Here is a 22548-nt window from a genome sequence, read left to right as displayed (position 1 = left end):
AAATATATCGCAAGGATTGCTATGAAATATTCTGAATATATTCAATATGATGGTTTAGGTTTGGCACAACTTGTGCAAAGTAAGCAAGTGACTGCCTCAGAACTTTTGGACACAGCTTGGCAACGATATGAGTTGGTAAATCCAAAATTGAATGCCATTGTCATTACAATGCATAGACAAGCACAGGACAATGCACAAAAAAATCCATCAGGATTATTTTCAGGTGTACCTTTTTTACTCAAAGATCTTCATCAAGAATATCAGGGTGTTGCAACATCTTTTGGCTCTAATGCACTCAAGAAAGCACAGCATATTTCTTCGCAACATACTGAAATCGTCAAGCGTTGGGAAGATGCAGGGATGGTTCCTTTTGCATTAACCAATACGCCCGAATTTGGCATCAAAGGTATTACCGAACCCAAAGCATGGGGTGCATGCCATAACCCTTGGAATTTAAAGCACAATAGCGGCGGATCATCAGGGGGTTCTGCATCTGCTGTTGCTGCAGGCATTGTGCCCATTGCAGGTGCAAGTGATGGTGGGGGCTCGATTCGTATTCCTGCTTCATATTGCGGATTATTTGGCTTAAAACCAAGTCGTGGTCGTACCCCTTGGGGACCCAAAATCAGTGAAGCGATGCATGGCGCTGTATCGCAACATGTACTGACCAAAACGGTACGTGACAGTGCTGCTATGCTTGATGCTGCCCAAGGCGCTGAACATGGTTCTTTATTTAAAATTGAAGCACCTCAAGGTAAATATTTAGAGTTGATTCAACACACTCCACGCCCTTTAAAAATTGCATTTAATACGGATTCACCTATTGGAACAGCAGTTTCACAAGATGCCAAAGATGCGATTTTACATACAGCAAAATTATTGGCATCGTTAGGACATCATGTTGAAGAAGCCAAACCCAACATCGAAGGCATGCAACTCGCCAAAGATTTTATTAGTACATGGTTTAGCCAATGTGCTTTTACTGTACAGCAGTTTAAACGTGAATTTGGCGCTAAAGACCAAGACTTTGAGCTTGATACGCTTGCTATTGCTGCTTTTGGGGCTAAAGCAGCTGCTTTGGATTACATTCAAAATTTAAATAATTGGGGCATGCATGTTCAAAAAATGAATCAATTTTTTGAGGATTATGATCTGTACCTCACGCCATCCACCGCTTCGGTTGCCCCTAAAAATGGTGAAATCAAAACCCCTGCATGGCAAACTCCGATCCTGAAAGGCTTGTTAAAACTCGATCAGGCACACCTGCTCGCAAAAGGTAAATTGGTTGAACATTTGGTGAAAAATAATTTGAAATGGGTTCCTTTTACCCAATTGGCAAATATCACAGGCTTACCTGCCATGTCTCTCCCCTTGTATTGGAATAAAAATAACTTACCTTTGGGATCACAGTTTATTGCACCTTTTGGTCGAGAAGATTTGTTATTACAACTCGCAGCACAGCTTGAACAAGCACAGCCTTGGTTACCGAAATACCAAGGCATTATCGTTTAAATCTTGATTTTCACAGGTGAATCAAATGCAATTTATATGGATCATTCAAGCCAATAAATCGAGAAATATTGTGGGTTGTTTTGAAACGCAGCAAGCCGCTGAAGCATTTATTCACCTGCATAAAATTCCATGTATGCTGCAAAAAATTCCTGTGAATATTGCTATTTATGATTGGGTCATTCAGCAAGGCTTTTGGCAACCCAAATATGAATCACAAAAAACCACGCCTTTTATTGCCCAATTTAACAGTGCTTATTTGCAACACGAACACTACTATTCAAGTGAAAATGACTCAAAAAATGAATGATTAATTTTTAGTGAGTTGAATATTTTCAAGCGTTTTAGGCAAAGCATTTACAAACAAAAAACCTAAAATGGTTGTACAGCCTGCAAATATAAAAATCCATTGACCCGAAAGTTGTTGCCAAAAATGTCCTGCCAACACACTGCCACTTGCCACACCTAAGCCCCACATCGTGCTATACAAAGCCTGACCTCGTCCCTGTTGCCCCAAACTGAAGTTTTGGAAAATAATTCGCATCGCAATCACATGAAAAAGACCAAAACTAAAAGCATGAAAAGTTTGTGAAATAAATTGTGCGATAAAGACTTCAGGAAATAAACCCACCACAACAAAGCGTAATCCTGTCATCACCAAACATAAACTGACCAAGAAACGCCAAGAGAATTTATTCAAAAACAATGTTGCATAAGCAAACATGATAATTTCAGCAATCACCCCAACTGACCACAGAAAACCAATTTCCGTGGTACCAAATCCTGCCTGTTTTAAATAGTTACTATAAAAGCTATAAAACGGCGCTTGTGCGAACAGCATGATAAATTCAATACTGAAAAATGCAGCCACCACAGGACGTTTTAAAATCGGCAATAAAGGCTCAAGTTGTGTTTGTGCTTGCGGTGCATGATGTGGTTCTTTGATGGTAAATGACCAAATAAAGGCAGTAAAAGCAATACATAACAACATGATGGGTAACATTGAAATCGGAACAATTTCCAACAATGCACCAATACTGAACACCCCCACAATAAAACCAACAGAACCCCATTTACGGACTTTACCGTACAATTCTGCTCTTTTTTCACCCAACCAAAATAGAGTCACGCCTTCAAACTGTGCCAAGATCGCATTTTGGAAAAAACTAAAAATCAGCATGAGCATGGCAATGGATTGAAAATTATTGGGAATAATAAAAATCAGAAACCAAATCACCGCTTCCATCCATGTGGCAATACGGACTAAAAGCATGCGTTTACCTGACTTATCTGCAATCCATCCCCAAATAAAAGGTGCAAAAAATCGGGTAATAATGGCTATAGAAGATAAAATCCCGATTTCATTAAAATCAAAGCCTTGGTCTTGGAGATATAAACTCCAATACGGCATGAATGTTCCAACAATCGAATAGTAAAAGAAGTAAAAACCACCGAGTTTGTGTTGGATTGGCATAGATTGCATTGAGTTGTAAACCTTTGTATTTACAATTGGTTATAAAAAGGAATTGTTGTATATATGTACTTCAAGGCGCTAAATTATAATTCAACGATCTACCCCCCCCAAATAATAAAAGTATTTATTTTCTGTGGATTGACTGAAAAATGTATAAAACTATCATTTTAAAAACTGAGATGTGCTGCATTCACAGAAGACTTTAATTTGGAAGATTCTAGGCATAACTTATAAGAGTCCTCTACCATTTGATCTGATGTCTTAAAACTCAATCCTTATTGAATTCTCTATTGATTATAAAATAGCTCTAAATGACTTTATACTTTTGCATAATGAATTTTATTCATGCTTATACAGCATTAAACTGCCTTCATCATCAAGGCGTAAAAGCATATTTTGTTGATTTTTTGGAAGGATAAAAACGGATCGAGCATCATCTAACCGAATTATTCTGATCAAATATTCAATCAATTTATCTTTGGCTGCGACAACAATAAGGCCTTTATAAAATGATGATTTACCTTTAACCACAAAATGTTCTGTACCGACATAATAAAATTCATCAGTCAAAATTTCATCTAAATCAGCCGCCTGAATAGAGTGACTACCATTCATCCATAATTGATCACGAAGTACCAAAATCTCTTCTGTTTGTATCTCAGATATATTTTCTGTTGGCTCAAAATCTAAATCAGCTAAGTTATACATTTTATTCTTTCCATATAAAAAACCATTCACTGAGTTAAATCGGTGAATGGTTCTTAATATTAATAAATATCAACAACTTAATACAAGTTAAATGCTTAACATACTATTCACAGTTTCACTGACATTTTTCGATTTTGCCTGTGATTTTAAAGCTTCAAGTTCCGCTTTCACTTGACTACGCTGCGGCTCTGCCAAAGTATACCAACGAGACAAGACTTGCAATAAACGAGAACCAACAATTGGGTTTTTCTCATCCAAATATTTCGCTAAATCAATGAAATGCTGAACACCAAAACTCCATGTATTCACAGGATTGGCATTTAAACCACCCGAAACAGAACGAATTCGGTTTGGCACACCCAAATCATAATCTGCATGTGAAGTTAAATATTGAATCGTTTCAGCAGTTGCTTTCGGATGTGCTGCCTGAATCATAAACCATTGATCCAATGACAAAGCTTCATCTTTAAAGCGAGTATAAAAGTCTTGTAAAACGTCTTGTGCCTGAGGTGCATCATTCCACACCAAAACTTTTAAAGCGCCTAAACGTTCAGACATATTGCCTGTGTTTTGATACTGTTCATACGCCAAATCAAAGACTTGAGCATCCCCCTGACGTGCCATGAAACTCAACATGATATTTTTCAGTGCACGTACACCCATGGCTTGAGAAAAATCTTGCTGTGCGACAGGATCAAGACTGAGATAGGTTTCTTTAGCAAACTCACCCAAACCATGTGCCAAGGTATTTAATAAGCTTTCACGTGCTGCATTCACCACCACAGGATTATAGTCTTGATCAATACGGCTGCCTAAATAGCCCTCACTTGGGACATCAAACAAACGAGATGCCAATAATGGATCTTTGGCAATGACAAAAGACAAAGTTTTTTGAATCGCATCAAGATAGGTCTGTGCATCATGACCATTCAGCAAAATACGTTCAAGCAAAGTTTGCGCTGCTTGCCATTGGTTAAAACCGTTGGTTTCATACTGCAATAAGAATGCAAGTTGTTCATCTGAATAGTTAAATTCAAGATTTACAGGTGCAGAGAAACTACGCAACAGCGATACCACAGGCGCAGTGGTTAAGCCTGTAAATTCAATGGTCGCTTCATTTTGATCAAATAAATACACGCCATCTTTCACGCCATTTTCAAATAGGGCTTCAGAATTTAATACAAGCTGTTCACCTGTCGCTTGGTCAAATAGCGCCAATGCCACAGGAATCGGGACGGCTTTGAGATTTGGATACTTCGCATGTGCTTTTAAGCTTTGTTTCAAGCTTAAACGATAGCTTTGCGTAGCAGCATCATATTCACCTTTGGCTTCAAGTTTAGGTGTACCCGGTTGATTGTACCAAATCAAAAATGCGGATAAATCAACACCTGAACCTGCTGTCAATGCTGCAACCCAATCTTCAACCGTTACCGCTTGACCATCGTGACGTTTGAAATATTCATCTGTACCTTGACGGAATTTTTCTTTGCCAAGTAATGTTGCCATCATGCGGTTAATTTCCGCACCTTTTTCATATACAGTTGCCGTATAAAAGTTATTAATTTCAACAAAATGGTCAGGACGTGGCGGATGTGACAATGGACCTGAATCTTCAGGGAATTGATGCGATTTTAAAACCGCAACATCATCAATACGTTGTACCGCAGCCGATTGTAAATCTTCTGAGAATGACTGATCACGGAACACCGTTAAGCCTTCTTTTAAACACAATTGGAACCAATCACGGCAAGTAATACGGTTACCTGTCCAATTGTGGAAATATTCATGGGCAATGACAGATTGCACACGCATAATTGCCGCATCAGTAGTGAATTCTTCATCTGCAAGTACACATGAGGTATTGAAAATATTTAAGCCTTTATTTTCCATTGCACCCATATTAAATGCACTTGTCGCCACAATCATATAATTATCAAGGTCATAAGGACGACCATAATGTTCCTCATCCCAACGCATAGAATGTTTTAACGCTTCCATGGCAATATGACATTTTGGAATATCTTTTTCTTCAGCATAAATTTCTAAAGCAACATCACGCCCTTCAGACGTGGTATAGCGATCTTTCAACACTGCCAAATCACCAATCACACAGGCAAATAAATAACTTGGTTTTTTGGTTGGGTCTTGCCAAATCGTATAATGACGACCTTCGCCTGCTTCGCCTGCTTCAATCAAATTACCATTGGCAAGTAACACAGGGAATTTTTTGTCCGCCTCAACACGTGTAGTAAAGACCGAAAGTACGTCAGGGCGATCAGGATAAAAGGTAATTTTACGGAAACCTTCAGGTTCATTTTGCGTAACAAATAGATTGCCTGCCGCTTGATATAAACCTTCGAGTTGGGTATTGCTTTCAGGATGGATCACCACTTGAGTTTCTAAGGTGATTTGATCAGGTGTATGGGCAATCACGAGTTGCTCAGTATCAAGTTGATACTCACTTTCAGAAAGTTGCTTTCCATTGATCGAAATAGATTTTAATTCCAAATCACGTCCAAGCAGCACCAAATCACCTGCACTTTGACGTTGCATGATGAGTTTTGCATTCACATTGGTATGGTCATCATAGACTTGAATATCAAGATCAATCGAATCCACAAGATAAGATGGTTTTTGATAATCTTTTAAATAAACAGTTTGATCTGCTTCAATCACGGGGTTTGCGGCGATATTCATATGATGTCCTGATCCTATTGTCTGATTCAGACTTATAATGTGTGAAGTGATTTGATCATAGGTCAAATTTCACCATTTGTCTGTGTATTGCTTTGTATTTTTATATGGGTCTTTATGATCTTATTTTCAATCTAAAATATATTCATTTATGTTGATATGACGTATATTTAGACAAAACGAATGATTAAAAGACGATGAATCCAACCCATATTTAACGCAAAAAATTTTTAAAGTTTTACAATATTTCAAAAGTAGCTCACTGAATATTCTGAACGCATTGCTTGGAAAATTCTTATGGATACTCTAGTCGGTTCAAAATATATGAATAATTTTTTGCTTAGGCTATTTTTAAGTCTAACCTTGACATCTACCCCAGCGCTCGCCGATACCGAATATTTTTGCTTTGATGCCAAAAATAATAAAACCTTGTTACTCAATGCCCATTATTCTAAAAAAACACAGTTGATGTATTTTCCTTATATGCAGCCGATTCAGCTTAAATTTAAACATACTGACGCCATCGAAATGGCTGAAGATCGCCCTTTTGAATTTCATGATTTTTTTGATGAAATTACTCATGGTAAAGTGACAGGACACTATGAAATTGTCCATCAAGGTGCACTTTTTTATGGCATCACCTATACCCATAAAAAAACCAAAAAAATCACTGAATTTACAAGATTCTATGATTTAGATCATGCTCAAATACCAGTTCTTACAGCGAAAGGGATCGAATGCTTATAAAAATAATCTATAAATAAAAACGCCCAATGTCATCGCATTAGGCGTTTTTAAATACAATTTAAAACTTAATTAAAATCATATTTTCATCAGTTTAATATTAAGCATCTAATTCAGCCAATACCGCATCCGAGAATTCAACGTTGGTATATACGTTTTGTACATCATCCAAATCTTCAAACATATCAATCATTTTTAAGATTTGTTTCGCTTGATCAACATCTGTGATTTCAGCTTTAGTCGATGGATTCATCACAACTTCAGCATTATCAGATTTTAAACCTGCTGCTGCGAGTGCATCCTGTACATCACCAAACGTTTCAGGCGTTGTGATGACTAAGATTTCATCTTCAGCCACTTCGATGTCTTCTGCGCCTGCTTCTAAAGCAACATCCATGATTTGATCTTCTAAAGACACATCTTCAAAAGTAATCTCACCACGTTTAGTAAACATATAGGCAACCGAACCTGCTGTACCCAAGTTACCACCTGTTTTAGAAAAACAATGACGCACATCAGGAACTGTACGGTTTAGATTATCTGTCATGGTTTCAATAATTACCGCAACACCACCCACACCATAACCTTCGTAAGTTACTTCTTTTAAGTCATCATTGTCTTCACCACCCACACCACGCTGAATGGCACGGTTAATGGTGTCACGTGTCATGTTCGCAACCAATGCTTTTTCCACCACAGCACGTAAACGTGGGTTGGATGCCGCATCACCACCACCTAAACGGGCAGCTGTTACGATTTCACGAATAAATTTTGTGAATACTTTAGCGCGGCTCGCATCTTGTTTTGCTTTACGATGCTTTGTGTTAGCCCACTTGGAATGACCCGCCATGCGAAATATGCTCCTTGTAGATCGGCTTTATGCCTTTCAAATTAACCGTGATTCTACCATAAGCGCTTTTTTTTGAGAAAGTGCCTTTTTTTTAGAAAATAGACAAATACCTAATTTTTTTTGGTTTCAGGAATCACAATATCCAAATCCGCATGCTTTTTATAAAGCTCTTTGATTAATGCCATATCATGATCTAAATCTGTTGGATAAATTTTCCCAAAAATCCCACCCTGCTTATTTTTATTATTGATGTACATCAATACAATCGGAACATTCGCCGCTTTAGCAATATGCCAAAATCCTGTACGAATTGGTTTACGGTCTTCACCATTTTTAGCACGTGTTGCTTCAGGTGCAATCACAAGGTTAAATTCTGAATTTTCCTGAAAATGCTCAACCATTTGTGCAACAATATCTTTATTCGATTTACGGTCAACAGGAATACCGCCCAATGCTTTGAGTAATGGTACAAAAGGTCCTTTAAAAAGTTCTTTTTTAATCAAAGTATGGATCTTAATATTATAAATTTGAAAAATAGCCAGTGAAAGTACCGCATCCATCATTGATGTATGTTCAAAACCGATAATAACTTGCTTTTTTTCTAATACATCTGGTTCGACATGATATTTCACACCCGCAAGTTTAAAGGTAAGTTCACCTAACTTTTTCATTTAAATCTAACCAACGACTGATATGGAAATGCGGATTTTGAAAGTATTTCATTAAAATTACAATGATATATTACATGCAAATTAAAGAACTTTTGTAGTGATGTGCAAATTTACCTCATCATTCCTGACACTTTTACTATGTTGATTGTCAAATGCTGATAAACAAAAAGTGTAAGTCAAATATCATTCACATATTTTTTATATTCAAAAATAATCCCCCATTCATTCCAAATTTTTGCTAATTCTAATATTCACCCCTCAATCCACTTTATCATTATTCTGATTGACCCAATAAATCATCCATCCTCCAAGTGTAAATGGTACTGCACTTACGATAATTGGCAATAAAGAACCGCCACCATAGCCTGTGCCTGAAGCCCCTATTCCTCCTAAAAACAATTCAAGAATATAGAAGCAAAGTATGCCTAAAAGCATCAGCACTATGCCAGAAACGGTTATAAATATTCTTTTTTTCATACCACATCATCTGCCTTTATTTATTCTAAACAGAATTTAAATCTATCTTGCAAACTTTGCAATTCCTACAGTTTAGAGATGAAATACAACAGAACTTATTTTTCCCCTGTCTGATTTTTATAAGCAGAATAGAACAATAGACAACCTAAACCAAATGGAATGCCACTGAAGAAACAGCCATTGTAAAATTTGATTCACCTTGGGTTGGTACCAGAAACACCTACAGCAAGCAAAGCATAAGCAAAAAACCAAAATAAGAATAAACTGACAAGAATAGCAAGCACACCTAAGACATATTTTAATATCATCATGTTAATTAATCTTTTTGTATGATGAATAGTTTCAAATCTTAGATCATAGACCTGACTTTACTGTGGCTTTCATGTAAAATCATCGGCAATTTTTATATAACACTTTGTGAGTTATTTCATGGGTTTTAATTGCGGTATTGTCGGCTTGCCGAACGTTGGTAAATCTACACTTTTCAATGCATTGACAAAAGCTGCTATTGCTGCGGAAAACTTTCCATTTTGTACCATTGAGCCGAATACAGGCATCGTCCCTGTACCTGATCAACGCTTAGACAAATTAACAGACATCGTTAAACCACAACGTGTGATTCCAACCTCAATGGAATTTGTAGACATCGCAGGTTTGGTTGCTGGTGCATCTAAAGGTGAAGGTTTAGGTAACCAATTCCTTGCAAATATCCGTGAAACTGATGCAATTGCACACGTTGTACGTTGTTTTGAAGATGAAAACGTGATTCATGTTAACGGTAAAATTGACCCATTAGATGATATCGCAACCATCAACACTGAACTTGCGCTTGCAGATTTAGATGCTGTTGCAAAAGCTTTATTGCGTTTAACAAAATCTGCAAAAGGCGGCGACAAAGAAGCGATTGCAGTTAAAGCGGTTTTAGAAAAAATTCAGCCATTATTGGATGAAGGTAAACCTGCACGTGCAGCAGACTTAGATGATGATGAACGTAAATTGGTTCGTGGTTTTGGTTTAATGACGTTAAAACCAACCATGTACATTGCCAATGTTGCTGAAGATGGTTTTGAAAATAACCCTCATTTAGAAGCTGTGAAAAAGTTAGCTGCTGAAGAAAATGCAATTGTTGTGCCACTTTGCAACCAAATCGAAGCTGAAATTTCATTACTTGAAGATGAAGATCGTGCAGAGTTCTTAGAAGCTTTGGGCATGGAAGAACCAGGTTTGAACGTCGTCATTCGTGCAGGTTATGCATTACTCGGTCTACAAACTTACTTTACAGCAGGTGTACAAGAAGTACGTGCATGGACAGTTAAAGTTGGCGCAACTGCTCCACAAGCCGCAGGTGTGATTCATACGGATTTTGAAAAAGGCTTTATCCGTGCTGAATGTGTAGCCTATGATGACTTTGTTCAATACAACGGTGAAAATGGCGCTAAAGAAGCAGGAAAATGGCGTTTAGAAGGTAAAACCTATATCGTACAAGACGGTGATGTAATGCATTTCCGTTTTAATGTATAAAACTTATTCATTATAGTTTTAATTAAAGCATCCACATGGATGCTTTAGTTTTTAAAATATAGAAACACATGTCCAAAATAAAAATTATTTTCGTAAAATTTAACCATTAGTCCTATTCATCCATGTTCTTATTTCCCATAAAAAAGCCAGATCGAAATCTGGCTTTAACATCACGATAAATAAATTACTTTGGCTCAATCGGTGCGAACGGTGCAACGACATCAGCATTCTGCGCACGATGGCGCATAAAGTGATCCATTAACACAATTGCCAACATTGCTTCAGCAATCGGTGTGGCACGAACACCTACGCACGGATCATGACGACCTTTGGTTAAAACATCAGTATCTTCACGATCCATATTGATGGTTTTACCTGATGTGGTAATACTTGCTGTTGGCTTAAGTGCAATCGCAACACGAATGGTTTGACCGCTTGAAATACCACCCAAAATACCCCCTGCATGATTGGCAAGGAATCCATCAGTGCTGAGTTCGTCACGAGTTTCATGCCCAAACTGCCCTGCAACTGCAAAACCATCACCGATTTCAACACCTTTTACCGCATTGATTCCCATCATGGCATGGGCAATATCTGCATCTAAACGATCAAATACAGGTTCACCCCAACCGACAGGCACTTTTTCAGCAAGAATTTCGAGTTTTGCGCCACAGCTTGTACCTTGTTCACGTAAAGAAGTCACCAAAGCCTCAAAACGTGGTACTGCATCGACATCCCCACAAAAGAATGGATTATTTGGTACTTCATTCCAATCCAATTTTTCAGCAACTTCTGTCCCGATTTGTGTCACATGACCACGAATCACGATACCAAATTTTTCAGTTAAAAATTTCTTGGCAATCGCACCCGCAGCAACACGCATTGCTGTTTCACGTGCGCTTGAGCGACCACCACCACGATAATCACGGAAACCGTATTTATGGGTATAGGTATAATCTGCATGACCAGGACGGAAAGTCTGTGCAATATTGCCATAGTCTTTTGATTTTTGGTCAGTATTGCGAATCAATAAACCAATAGGCGTTCCAGTGGTTTTGCCTTCAAACACCCCTGAAATGATTTCCACTTCATCAGGTTCTTTACGTTGTGTAGCAAACTTTGAAGTTCCCGGTTTACGGCGATCCAAATCTTTTTGCAAATCTTCTGCACAAAGTTCAAGCCCCGGCGGCACACCATCTACAATCGCCATCAAGCCCACACCGTGAGATTCGCCACAAGTCGTTACACGGAAAAGCTGTCCTATACTGTTACCTGCCACGCTCACGACTCCTTATGCTTGAATAGACTGAATAAATAAATCACGGAATGTACGACATTGTTCAGCAGTTAAGGCAAAAATACCTGTACCACCTTTTTGGAACTGTAACCAATAAAAATCAATGGTATTGAAGTTTTGACGCATTGCCCATTCAGAATTACCGACTTCAATGACAATTAAACCATTTTCAGTTAAGTAGTCTGCTGCTTGTGCTAACATTTTACGAACAAGATCCAAACCATCTTGACCTGCTGCAAGTGCAAGTTCTGGCTCATGATGAAATTCATCAGGCAAATCTGCCATGTCTTCTGCATCCACATAAGGTGGATTTGAAACGATCAGATCATATTGATTTTCAGCAGGAATTTTTTCAAACAAATCAGATTCAAGTAATGCAACTTGATACTGCTTATCATGATGTTCTGTATTAATTGAAGCCACTTCCAACGCTTCTTTAGAAATATCAGTTGCATCCACTTCCGCCTCTGGATAAGCATAGGCTAATGCAATTGCGATACAGCCTGAACCTGTGCACATATCCAAAATACGTTGTGGTGTTTTCGGATGAGTATTTTCAGGTAGATTATTTACACCTTCACGGGCTTCACCATTTTCATCCAAACAATATGGCGCAAAACGATTTTGAATCAATTCAGCAATCGGTGAACGTGGAATCAGAACTCGCTCATCAACATAGTACGGTTTACCATCAAAATACGCCAAGTTGAGTAAATAAGATGTAGGTACTTTTTCATTAATACGACGTTCTAACAATGCCAAAAATTCAGCTTTTTCACTTGGTAATAATTTTGCATCTAAAATTTCATTGTCTGCATTCCAGTCCAAAGACATGGTTTGTAGCACCAATGCTGAACTTTCTGCAAAATAATCTTCTGTACCCTGACCTAAATGTGCATCGTATTGACGTAATGCTGTCACCCCAAAACGAATAAAATCACGAATGGTTATGAGGTGGTCAGCAGCTTCTTGTAAATGTTCAGCGCTAATAGTCGGTCGATCCACTTAAGGTCTCTCCAAGGTCAGTATATAAAAAACGCTCTAATGATACCTTGTTTTGTTTACATTTATAATGCTTTAAATCAGCTTAGGCTAAAATCAACGATATTTATAAGCCTGTTTTTCGAGTAAATCCGCTTGAGCTTGAGTCTTTTTCAAGGCACAAGAATAATATTTACTGGCATGACCAACAGATAATTTTAAATTTTTAATCAAACAATGCTCATCTCTTAAAGTCAGCCATTTTTTATTGATTGTTTCTTGAGATTTTTGTTGTTCTTTTGGCAATACTTTGACATGAATATCCGCAAAGTATTCATAGCGTTTCGTTTGCTGTTTAAGTTCTGACTTCATACACAATGCTGCTTGTGTTGTAGATGCCTGTGCATTATTCATACATGCAAAATATTCTGATGAATACCCCATTGCTGAAACGCTTGTACTGAAAATGCCACACACAGCGAATCCCCAAAATGCTGATTTCATTTTTTCCCCAAAAGTGCACAAATGAATATTTATTATTTCAACTAAAATACGTAAAATACGCTCTAAAATAATAAAAGACTGAGAAAAAATTGCAATGAAAAATTAGAGCAGCACTTTTGGGAAAATATTAAAAAACCATAGCTTCTATTGTTGATTAAAATCCATCATTTCACTGCAAAAAAATGCTTTTCAGCAACTAGCTTAATTTTTATCCCTTTGTAATAACGAGTTAAACTATCTTCTGACTGAGTAACATGATCAAAAAATTTATCTTGTCCAATCAAACGGGCATAGGTTTTATAGCCTATTTCTAATTTTTCTGGAATTTTGCTCGTTTTTTTAAATTCATCAATTTTTTCATTGATTAGTTTCAAATTAATTTCGCTCATGTCTGTAAAATCTCCTCATTTGTTTTTAGTTTTAACATGCTTAATTTGCACTTATATGACAATAAATTTTAAATGAGCCTTGATTTTAAATTGAATCTCCGCCATTTATAGTGATGAATATGTTATTGGCAAATTTACATGAGCTATAAGCACAACAATTTGATGGCGATGCGAGTCCGTTATTGGGATGATTTAGAAACAAATACGGTACAAATTGAAAAACAATTTTTACAACAACTCTTGATTGAACAAGGCGTATTTCAAACACCTACACTTGAGGATGTAAAATATTTTTTCTTTAGTTTACCCAGCATTATCATTGTCAAAGGCTATGCGCTTGGGTTTACGAGTAATGATATTAAGGCGATGATTTCACAGTATATTCAGGAAAATAAAAGCAGTTTAATGCAACGTGAGGCATTGAAAATTCAATATCGTATGTAGTGTCTAACTTTTTGTCCTAGACATTTATTAACAAGATACAAGTTCAACTTTTTTGAATCGAAAAGATACGATATTGGTCAGGTAAAACTATTTTAATACGTGGATAGCATGTAAAATGCAACACACTATTGTATGCTCAATCGCTTACTTAAAGGATTTAATCTTCATGTCAGATCAGAACGATAAGCTTAAACAGTTAAAAACATCTTCCTTGGACAGACGCTTATCTATTGCTAAAGCCTCTTTGTTAGCAGGATCTCGTTGGGCTGCTTCAAGCGCAAGTTCAATCTTTTCAAGTGAAGAGGAAAAAGAAAAAAAACGTAAGAAAGCCATGAAAGAGCAAGCCGATTATCTTGTTGCAGAAATTGGCAAACTCAAAGGTTCAATCGTTAAAATCGGTCAAATGATGGCGCTATATGGCGAACACTTTTTACCAGAGGAAATTACACAAGCATTAAATACGTTAAATAATCAAACTGTTGCACTTGCTTGGCCTGCCATCAAAGAACAATTGGTGAATCAATTAGGCGCTAAACTTGATGATTTAACCATTGACCATGAACCCATTGGAACAGCATCATTAGCACAAGTACATCGTGCAACTCGTAAATCCGATGGTTTAGAGTTGGTATTAAAAATTCAATATCCGGGTGTCGCAGAAGCAATTGATTCTGATATGAGTTTATTTAGAAATATGCTCAAACTAACACGTATGGTGCCGCAAACACGTGAATTTGACCAATGGTTTGAAGAAGTTCGTGACATGATGCATCGTGAAGTGGACTATCATATCGAAGCTGCAACCACTCGCCGTTTTGCTGATCGCCTCAAAAATGATGCTCGCTATGCTGTGCCACAAATTATTGATCAATATAGTACAGACCGTGTACTGTGTATGACTTTTGAACGTGGTGTACCGATTAACAGCCCTGTCATGCTGTCTTTGCCACAAGAGCGCCGCAATGCCTTAGGTGAAGCCTCTTTGGAAATCGCTGTACGTGAGATTTTTGAATGGGGTGAAATGCAAACTGACCCGAACTTTGGCAACTATTTAGTCCGTTTGGGTAATGGTGATGACATTAAAGATAAAATCATTCTGCTAGATTTTGGAGCGATTCGCCAGTTTGATGCTCAACTCTTACAAGTTGCACGCAATCTGATCAAAGCAGGCTATGAACATGATAGCAATGCAATGGTCAATGCCATGACAGGTTATGAATTTTTTGATGGCATGCCTGCGGACATTAAACCTGGTATGGCAAAAGTGTTTTTATTGGCAACTGAAGCATTTAGCTCACCAATAAATAACCCTGACATACCACAAGGCGTTATGGATGAGCAGAATCGTTATGATTGGAAAAAAAGCCAACTACATAGCCGTGTGATGCAACAAGCCTCTAAATCTATGACTTCACGTTATTTCACCATTCCACCAAAAGAGTTTATGTTTATTAGTCGAAAATTTATTGGTGCGTATACCTTTATGACGGTGATTGAAGCCAAAACCAATGTCCGTAAAATGATCACACCCTTTATCTAAAATACTGATCTAAATCGTGGGCTGACTAGAATGACATCATTTTGAAATTGTCATTTTAGTCAATAGCCAACTTTTGTTGGTTTTTAAAAACAATAAATAAATATTAAATTTCATTAATTTAACAACATCGTATCTACTCTATTTTCCATTTATCTTGTTCATATTAGTTCGTCAACTTTGACATAGTTTTTTATAAAATCGCATGGCAGGATAGTTCGCATACCACCACAAAAAAACTAGGTATTCAAATGACCAACATGGTAAATAAAGCTCAGGGCTTGGGCTTAAATCTCATTACAAAAATTGCGGGAAGCGAATTATTAGACCAATTAAAACTTCGCAAATTTGTTGAAAAATCACTTTATCAGGGGTCTAAAGTTGGTTTTAAAACGCTTTCGGCTTCACAAAAAGCATTTAAACCAAACCAAGATGCAAACAAACAACGTCTACCTGCACAGTCAAAAAATTTATTTGATTTAAATCTGACTGAAGAACAGCAAATGACGGTAGATGCGATGTCTCAGTTTGCCTCAGAAGTGCTTTATCCTCTTGCACATCAAGCCGATCACGATGAAAAATTTCCTGAAGAATTATGGCAACATAGCCTTGATCTAGGTATTAATTATTATGCTTTACCTGAGGCTTTGGGTGGTGTAGCGACTGAACAAAATATTTTAAGTAATGTTCTGATTGCAGAAAGCTTAGCCAAAGGTGACTTTTCACTTGCTGCTGGATTATTGTCTACATTCAGCAGTATCAATGCAATTACCTTATGGGGTTCTGCACAAGTACAGTCTATCTATTTACCTGCTTTTGCAGAAGATCCTACACTTCGAGCAACCTTTGCAGTGCAAGAAGCAACGCCTGCTTTTGATCCATACCGTTTAAAAACCAAAGCAACTTCAAACAATGGCAACTTTACGATTACAGGTGAAAAAACCTTAGTTTTATTAGGTGAATCTGCTGAAATTTTTATTGTCAGTGCCGAGTTAAATGGCAAAGCAGATGTATTTGTGGTCAAACGTGATGCCACGATCAGTTATCAAAAAAGCCCTGCAATGGGTCTAAAAGGTACTGAAACAGTCACATTAAAGTTTAATCAAAGCCCTGCTTTACGCTTAGGTGATGATGATTTTAATTATACTGCATTTTTAGATTTAGGTAATTTGATGTGGTGTGCAATGGCTGTTGGAACGTGTGAAGCAGCCAAAGCCTATTGCATCCAATATGCCAATGAACGTACAGCGTTTGGTGAACCGATTTCACATCGTCAAAGTGTGGCATTTATGATCGCAGACATGGCGATTGAAATTGATGCTATGCGAATGTTGGTGTTAAATGCTGCTAGCTTAGCTGAGGCAGGTAAACCATTCCATCGTGAAGCTTATCTTGCACGTTTATTATGTGCTGAAAAATCCATGCAAATTGGCACCAATGGGGTACAAATTTTAGGTGGACATGGTTTTACCAAAGAACATCCTGTTGAACGTTGGTATCGTGATCTTCGTGCGACAGCGATTTTACATTCTGGCTTACATGCTTAATCAACCATAAAAATATAAAATTCAAGGAAATAAATTATCATGAATTTACAAAATCCTAAAAAATTTAAAATGTTGGTTGATCAAGCTCATGAAACCGCATTAAACGTATTACGTCCACTTTCTCGTAAATATGACAAAGCAGAACATGCTTATCCGAAAGAATTAGACATGTTAGCTTCATTACTTGATGGGATGAATGACGGTGGTGATGGTCTAAATGCAGGCGCTGCCATCAACAAACGTGGTGACCAAGACAAAAGTAATAAAAATGGCACCAATATGTCGACAGCTCTTGGCATTATTGAAATGTGCTATGGCGATACAGGTCTATTACTATCGATGCCACGCCAAGGTTTAGGTAATTCTGCGATTGCAGCAGTTGCCAATGATGAACAACTTGAGCGTTTCAAAGGTACGTGGGCAGCAATGGCAATCACTGAACCGGGTTGTGGTTCTGACTCTGCTGCGATCCGTACCACTGCAACCCAAGATGGTGATGACTATATTTTAAATGGTGAAAAAATCTTTGTTACTTCAGGCGAACGTGCGGATTCTGTGGTCGTTTGGGCAACTTTGGATAAAAAATTAGGTCGTGCTGCGATCAAATCCTTTGTTGTTCCAAAAGGCACAGCAGGGATGAAAGTTGAACGCCTTGAACATAAACTTGGCATCAAAGCCTCTGATACTGCTGCGATTAGTTTTATTGACTGTCGTGTTCCTGCTGCAAACTTATTAGGTAATGCTGAAATTGATGTTGCCAAAGGTTTCGCAGGCGTGATGGAAACTTTTGATAATACCCGACCACTCGTCGCTGCAATGGCAGTCGGTTGTGCTAAAGCATCATTAGAACGTATTAAAGAAATTTTTAAAGATCAACTGGATGCCAATTATACAACGCCTTATTTACAATCATCTAATATTGCAGCACAAATCTATCGTATAAAAGCAGAATGGGAAGCGGCTCGCTTACTGATGCTCAAAGCAGCATGGATGGCAGACAATAAAAAGCCGAACTCACGTGAAGCATCTATTGCCAAAGCCAAAGCTGGTCGTGTGGGCAATGAAATCACGCTGAAATGCGTTGAACTTGCCGCAAGTGTTGGCTATAACGAAGATGAATTGTTAGAAAAATGGGCACGTGATTCTAAAATTCTTGATATTTTTGAGGGTACACAGCAGATTCAACAATTGATTATTGCACGCCGTGAACTCGGCAAATCATCAAGTGAATTAAAATAAGTTTGCTTCTAGACTTACAAATTTAGACATTCGCATTTTCCATACCTCCTTTGTACAAAGGAGGTTTTTTGGTTAATTATTGATAATAAAAAAATTTCTATCAAATTTATTCAATATCCAAGTATTTACTTCTCAAAAACTTACCCAAACTGATATTTATTTGTTATAAAAATCCTATTGTTAGATTTTATATTTTTAAATTTATGTATTCACTACGTCCAATTCAAGCACACGATGATGCACAAATCGCCCACATTATACGTGAAGTTTCCAAAGAGTTTGGCTTAGCAGCAGAATCTGGCTTTGCGGTGGCTGACCCTATTTTAGATGAACTTTCAAACGTTTATACACAACCTAACAGCCAATATTGGGTCATTACAAATGAATATGGACAAATTTTTGGTGGTGGTGGTTTATCGCCTTTAATCGGTGATCCAACAATTTTAGAAATTCAAAAAATGTATTTTCTACCCGAAGTTCGTGGTCTAGGTTTCGCACAACAAATTTTACAACATGCTTTTGATTTTACCCAACAGCAAGGTTTTAAAGCCTGTTATTTAGAAACCACGCAGCAATTACAACAAGCAGTCAAACTCTATGAAAAACTAGGCTTTGAACATGTAGCAAAACCTAAAGGCAATACAGGACATAGTCATGCCTGTGAAATTTGGATGCTGAAAACATTTTAATCGGTTCAACACAGCATCCTGACAAATTAAAATTAGGCACGTAATTGTTCAGCTAATTGCTGCATTCCTTCCGTTGCATTCATTTTCAAACACTGATACTGCTGCGGAACTCGTTCATAACTTGCTTCGGGGTCAATATAATAGGCTTTGCAGTGTGTAGGGATTTCATGGATCAAACCTGCCACGGGATACACACTTAATGTAGAGCCAATCACGATAAAAATATCAGCATCTTGCAACACATGAATAGCATCCTCATAAGCAGGTACAGCCTCACCAAACCACACCACATGTGGACGTAAAGGGTAACCTTCTGGACATTTGTCCCGTTCAAGGTCAAGCGCCCATCCTTCTATCGGAAAAAAGTCTGTTGCATACTGTGCATTGGGTTTAGAGCTTTTTGCTAAACGAATATTGCCATGTAAATGCAGTACTGCACTGCTGCCCGCTCGTTCATGTAAGTCATCAATATTTTGTGTGATGACTTGTACATCAAAATCCATTTCCAAATCAGCGATGAGATGATGGGCAGCATTTGGCTCAGCATCTAAAATATTTTGACGCCTTTGATTATAAAAATCTTGTACTAAAGCAGGATTGGCTTGCCATGCTTCAGGTGTAGCCACTTGACGGACATCATAATTTTCCCATAAACCATTACTATTACGAAATGTACTGATTCCACTTTCTGCGCTCATTCCTGCACCTGAAAAAACCACAATTTTTTTCATATTTTGCACTACATTATTTTATTTAATTGATCATATAACAGTTTGAACAAAATAGAATAATTGTTTTATTTCAAATCATTTTTGCATATTTTAATGGATTTGATTCTCATCATTATGATTTGATCTTGATAGATGCTTTATCGTATTTTTAATTGATCTGATTTAAAAAAGCATTTATTTCATTGAATAAATGCCCTTTCCACTCTATTTTCTTAACGCTTTAAAAAGCCAGAAACTAAGTTTAAAACATCTTGAATATCATTATTGGCTTCGCCATGATCAGTTTGACCTGCTTGTGGTGTGAGTGAATCAATAATTTCAGGTAAAACAGAAGAAATCGCACCATAAACAGCATTGGTTGGCACTTGTGCTTGTTGTGCAACTTGTTCTATTTCATTTTGATCAAATAAGTTTTGCAGTTGTTGCTCATTCACACTTGCATTTGCACCTTCGCCTGTAGACACCCAATCATCCACTTGGCTTGTTAAACCTTGTCCTTTGAGTTGATCAAGTGCGCCTTGCAGTCCACCATTTTTTTGAATCCATGCCAAAACCAAAGGTACAACGGCGATGAGTAATGATTGCGCATTAAAGCCACTTTGTTGTGCTTGCGGTGCTTGTTGTTGCTGACCACCTGTTAATCCGCCCAGTACTGAACCCAATACACCACCTAAACCGCCTTGTTGTGGTTGTTGTTGCTGACCGCCTGTTAAGCCGCCCAGTACCGAACCCAATACACCACCAAGTCCGCCCCCTAAGCCACCTTGTTGTGATTGTTGCCCACCCAAAGCCTGCTTTGCTAAAATTTCTACAATGTTACTTAAATTTGTCATGATTTTACCTATTTTACTGTTCTGATTTCAGTTTTAATCTGCATTCGGTTTTAGAATACTGTGCTTTCGATCAATCACCAAAACACAATTTGTTATGTTTTTGCAAGGTATTTATACCCTACTGCCTTGATCTTAAATGCTGCCGTTTAGTTGTAGCAGTTTTCATGCAGACATAACAGCATTAAAGTCAGGATCATTCAAATATTGACGATTCAATTTCAAAAACTTACCAACGAAATTTATTCCAGTTCTCAGGATTTGCCCAAAACTTGGAATTAAACCAATCAGGCACATGTTTATAGGTCAAAATATTAAATTGCCAAAGTGCAAAGTCATTTTCATGCGACGTTTTATCAATCAGTTGCGTAAATCCTAATGCTCGCAGCAGTTGTTCATCCTCCAATTTACAGGTCACAACAATACGTTTTGCCATCAAATCACGCAATTTGACCAAGAGTTGTGATTTTTGTTGTGAGGATACATTTTCCATTTCAACTGTATCAAGTAATACAAAACCCAAATCATATCGCTGAGTAAAAGGCAGATTTAAAAACTCAGATACGTTAAAATGATGCCATTGAATTGAATGATGCGAATTGTATTGCGCTAAATTTTGCCCAATACACAATGCAGTTTGGATTGGCTGTTCTGCTGATAAATCGTCTAGCATAGAAGTGATGACATTTTGCTCAGCCATAACTGCACCTATTTTTGAGTGAGTAATTAAACATGGAACTACAAGGCATTTGTCATAAAATGCATGCAGGTCTGAAAGACCTTAGTGTAACTGATCAACAAACACATAAGGCAAATGTTGAATATAAATTTATTTTAGATCGTTCAGAAGTTGATCTTCCGTTTAATTTAGGTCAAGAAATCGAAATTGAGGCGACAGGCAATATTTATTGTGTATCTTGTGGCGCTAAAACGCCGAAGTCTTATTCACAAGGTCACTGTTTTAAATGTATGAAGACCAAAGCGTCTTGTGATATGTGCATTATGAAACCTGAAACCTGTCATTATCATTTAGGCACATGCCGTGAAGAAAGTTTTGCGCAAGAAGTGTGTTTTCAACCACATATTGTCTATTTGGCAAATTCAAGTGCTTTAAAAGTCGGCATCACTCGTTTAGGGCAAATGCCAACCCGTTGGTTAGACCAAGGTGCAACTCAAGCTTTACCGATTATGAAAGTGGGTTCTCGTCGTCTTTCAGGTCAAATGGAAGTCATGTTTGGTACGCAAGTCGCAGATAAAACCGATTGGCGGAAACTCTTGAAAGGAGAAGCTGATCCAATTGATTTAATTACCATTCGTGATGAATTATTGGCTGAGTTTGAACCGCAAATTGAGTTAATTCGTGATGAATTCAGCATGAGTTTGGATTTCAATGAAAATGTTGAAATTTTGGAAAATGAACTCCCACGTGAATTTGTCTATCCTGTTGATCTTTATCCTGAAAAGATCAAATCGCATAATTTGGATAAAACCCCAATTATTCGTGGTAAGTTGCAAGGAATTAAAGGTCAATATCTGATCATGGATACAGGTGTGATTAATATTCGTAAATATACGGGCTATGAGTTGAAAGTCAGAGCGGAGTGATATTGATTATACTGTTAAATAACCGTCTGTAATGCAGGCGGTTTTTTATTACATCGTTTACTTGGCTTTTAGACATGTTATACATACGATCATGCACAAAAAGAATT

Annotated in this window: 23 protein-coding genes; 10 read left to right on the top strand and 13 right to left on the bottom strand. The window is 37.5% G+C overall.

Translation table 11 applies throughout. From position 1 onward, the window contains the following. Positions 1-21 precede the first annotated feature (21 nt). Together AVJ19_RS07580 and AVJ19_RS07575 are read left to right on the top strand one after the other, a co-directional pair. Positions 22-1512 (top strand): amidase, encoded by a 1491-nt coding sequence (locus AVJ19_RS07580; protein ID WP_111859156.1) that lies wholly within the window; start codon positions 22-24, stop codon positions 1510-1512. Between the two features lie 25 nt (positions 1513-1537). Then, on the top strand, positions 1538-1819 hold the full coding sequence (locus tag AVJ19_RS07575; RefSeq protein ID WP_111859155.1) for a hypothetical protein: 282 nt from the start codon (positions 1538-1540) through the stop codon (positions 1817-1819). Here the strand turns inward: AVJ19_RS07575 and AVJ19_RS07570 are convergent, their stop codons facing one another. From AVJ19_RS07570 to pepN, 3 genes are all read right to left on the bottom strand, one after another. After that, positions 1820-2992, bottom strand: a complete 1173-nt coding sequence (locus AVJ19_RS07570; protein WP_111859154.1) for an MFS transporter — start codon at positions 2990-2992, stop codon at positions 1820-1822. A 330-nt stretch (positions 2993-3322) separates the two neighbouring features. Continuing rightward, positions 3323-3691 (bottom strand): hypothetical protein, encoded by a 369-nt coding sequence (locus tag AVJ19_RS07565; protein ID WP_111859153.1) that lies wholly within the window; start codon positions 3689-3691, stop codon positions 3323-3325. Positions 3692-3778: 87 nt separating this feature from the next. Continuing rightward, positions 3779-6388: an aminopeptidase N gene (gene pepN / locus AVJ19_RS07560; RefSeq protein ID WP_111859152.1), complete on the bottom strand. Its 2610-nt coding sequence runs from the start codon at positions 6386-6388 to the stop codon at positions 3779-3781. A gap of 294 nt (positions 6389-6682) precedes the next feature. On the opposite strand from pepN, the gene AVJ19_RS07555 reads away from it, so the two are divergent. Next, positions 6683-7132, top strand: coding sequence for a hypothetical protein (locus AVJ19_RS07555; protein WP_228203312.1), 450 nt, complete (start codon positions 6683-6685; stop codon positions 7130-7132). Positions 7133-7229: 97 nt separating this feature from the next. On the opposite strand, the gene AVJ19_RS07550 is transcribed toward AVJ19_RS07555, so the two are convergent. From AVJ19_RS07550 to AVJ19_RS07540, 3 genes are all read right to left on the bottom strand, one after another. Further along, positions 7230-7979, bottom strand: a complete 750-nt coding sequence (locus tag AVJ19_RS07550) for a YebC/PmpR family DNA-binding transcriptional regulator (protein ID WP_111859151.1) — start codon at positions 7977-7979, stop codon at positions 7230-7232. Between the two features lie 110 nt (positions 7980-8089). Beyond that, a complete protein-coding gene (locus tag AVJ19_RS07545; protein ID WP_111859150.1) occupies positions 8090-8650 on the bottom strand; it encodes a 1-acyl-sn-glycerol-3-phosphate acyltransferase in 561 nt (186 codons plus the stop codon). Positions 8651-8908: 258 nt separating this feature from the next. After that, positions 8909-9127: a hypothetical protein gene (locus tag AVJ19_RS07540; protein ID WP_111859149.1), complete on the bottom strand. Its 219-nt coding sequence runs from the start codon at positions 9125-9127 to the stop codon at positions 8909-8911. 429 nt (positions 9128-9556) lie between these two features. Here AVJ19_RS07540 and ychF point away from each other — a divergent pair, with 429 nt between their 5' ends. After that, on the top strand, positions 9557-10648 hold the full coding sequence (ychF, locus tag AVJ19_RS07535) for a redox-regulated ATPase YchF (RefSeq protein WP_111859148.1): 1092 nt from the start codon (positions 9557-9559) through the stop codon (positions 10646-10648). A gap of 184 nt (positions 10649-10832) precedes the next feature. Here the strand turns inward: ychF and aroC are convergent, their stop codons facing one another. The 4 genes from aroC to AVJ19_RS07515 form a co-directional block, all read right to left on the bottom strand. Then, positions 10833-11927 carry a chorismate synthase gene (aroC, locus tag AVJ19_RS07530; RefSeq protein WP_111859147.1) on the bottom strand — a complete coding sequence of 365 codons (1095 nt, stop codon included), beginning with the start codon at positions 11925-11927 and terminating at the stop codon, positions 10833-10835. A 12-nt stretch (positions 11928-11939) separates the two neighbouring features. Next, positions 11940-12950, bottom strand: a complete 1011-nt coding sequence (prmB, locus tag AVJ19_RS07525) for a 50S ribosomal protein L3 N(5)-glutamine methyltransferase (protein ID WP_111859146.1) — start codon at positions 12948-12950, stop codon at positions 11940-11942. 93 nt (positions 12951-13043) lie between these two features. After that, entirely contained in the window at positions 13044-13430 is a 387-nt protein-coding gene (locus AVJ19_RS07520; protein WP_111859145.1) for a hypothetical protein, read from the bottom strand. 164 nt (positions 13431-13594) lie between these two features. Next, complete coding sequence (locus tag AVJ19_RS07515) at positions 13595-13819, bottom strand: hypothetical protein (protein WP_111859144.1); 225 nt, start codon at positions 13817-13819, stop codon at positions 13595-13597. Between the two features lie 138 nt (positions 13820-13957). On the opposite strand from AVJ19_RS07515, the gene AVJ19_RS07510 reads away from it, so the two are divergent. The 5 genes from AVJ19_RS07510 to AVJ19_RS07490 all read left to right on the top strand — a co-directional run bounded on the left by AVJ19_RS07510 (position 13958) and on the right by AVJ19_RS07490 (position 19275). After that, entirely contained in the window at positions 13958-14263 is a 306-nt protein-coding gene (locus tag AVJ19_RS07510; protein WP_111859143.1) for a hypothetical protein, read from the top strand. Positions 14264-14429: 166 nt separating this feature from the next. Beyond that, positions 14430-15803 (top strand): ABC1 kinase family protein, encoded by a 1374-nt coding sequence (locus AVJ19_RS07505; protein ID WP_111859142.1) that lies wholly within the window; start codon positions 14430-14432, stop codon positions 15801-15803. A 257-nt stretch (positions 15804-16060) separates the two neighbouring features. Beyond that, entirely contained in the window at positions 16061-17347 is a 1287-nt protein-coding gene (locus AVJ19_RS07500) for an acyl-CoA dehydrogenase family protein (RefSeq protein WP_171334178.1), read from the top strand. A 39-nt stretch (positions 17348-17386) separates the two neighbouring features. After that, a complete protein-coding gene (locus AVJ19_RS07495) occupies positions 17387-18586 on the top strand; it encodes an acyl-CoA dehydrogenase family protein (protein WP_111859140.1) in 1200 nt (399 codons plus the stop codon). Positions 18587-18789: 203 nt separating this feature from the next. Continuing rightward, positions 18790-19275 carry a GNAT family N-acetyltransferase gene (locus AVJ19_RS07490; RefSeq protein ID WP_111859139.1) on the top strand — a complete coding sequence of 162 codons (486 nt, stop codon included), beginning with the start codon at positions 18790-18792 and terminating at the stop codon, positions 19273-19275. Positions 19276-19307: 32 nt separating this feature from the next. On the opposite strand, the gene AVJ19_RS07485 is transcribed toward AVJ19_RS07490, so the two are convergent. The 3 genes from AVJ19_RS07485 to AVJ19_RS07475 all read right to left on the bottom strand — a co-directional run bounded on the left by AVJ19_RS07485 (position 19308) and on the right by AVJ19_RS07475 (position 21536). Then, positions 19308-20006 carry a Sir2 family NAD-dependent protein deacetylase gene (locus AVJ19_RS07485; RefSeq protein WP_111859138.1) on the bottom strand — a complete coding sequence of 233 codons (699 nt, stop codon included), beginning with the start codon at positions 20004-20006 and terminating at the stop codon, positions 19308-19310. 212 nt (positions 20007-20218) lie between these two features. After that, positions 20219-20839, bottom strand: coding sequence for a YidB family protein (locus AVJ19_RS07480; RefSeq protein ID WP_111859137.1), 621 nt, complete (start codon positions 20837-20839; stop codon positions 20219-20221). Positions 20840-21065: 226 nt separating this feature from the next. Beyond that, on the bottom strand, positions 21066-21536 hold the full coding sequence (locus AVJ19_RS07475; RefSeq protein ID WP_111859136.1) for a DUF6231 family protein: 471 nt from the start codon (positions 21534-21536) through the stop codon (positions 21066-21068). 32 nt (positions 21537-21568) lie between these two features. Between AVJ19_RS07475 and AVJ19_RS07470 the strand changes: the two genes are divergently transcribed. Further along, the gene (locus tag AVJ19_RS07470) at positions 21569-22441 is read left to right on the top strand and encodes a DUF2797 domain-containing protein (RefSeq protein ID WP_111859135.1); all 873 of its coding nucleotides are present in this window, start codon (positions 21569-21571) and stop codon (positions 22439-22441) included. Positions 22442-22548: the final 107 nt, after the last annotated feature.

It is taken from the genome of Acinetobacter sp. CFCC 10889 (genome assembly GCF_003268395.1).
Taxonomy (GTDB): Bacteria; Pseudomonadota; Gammaproteobacteria; order Pseudomonadales; family Moraxellaceae; genus Acinetobacter.
This window is presented reverse-complemented; position numbering and strand designations above follow the sequence as displayed.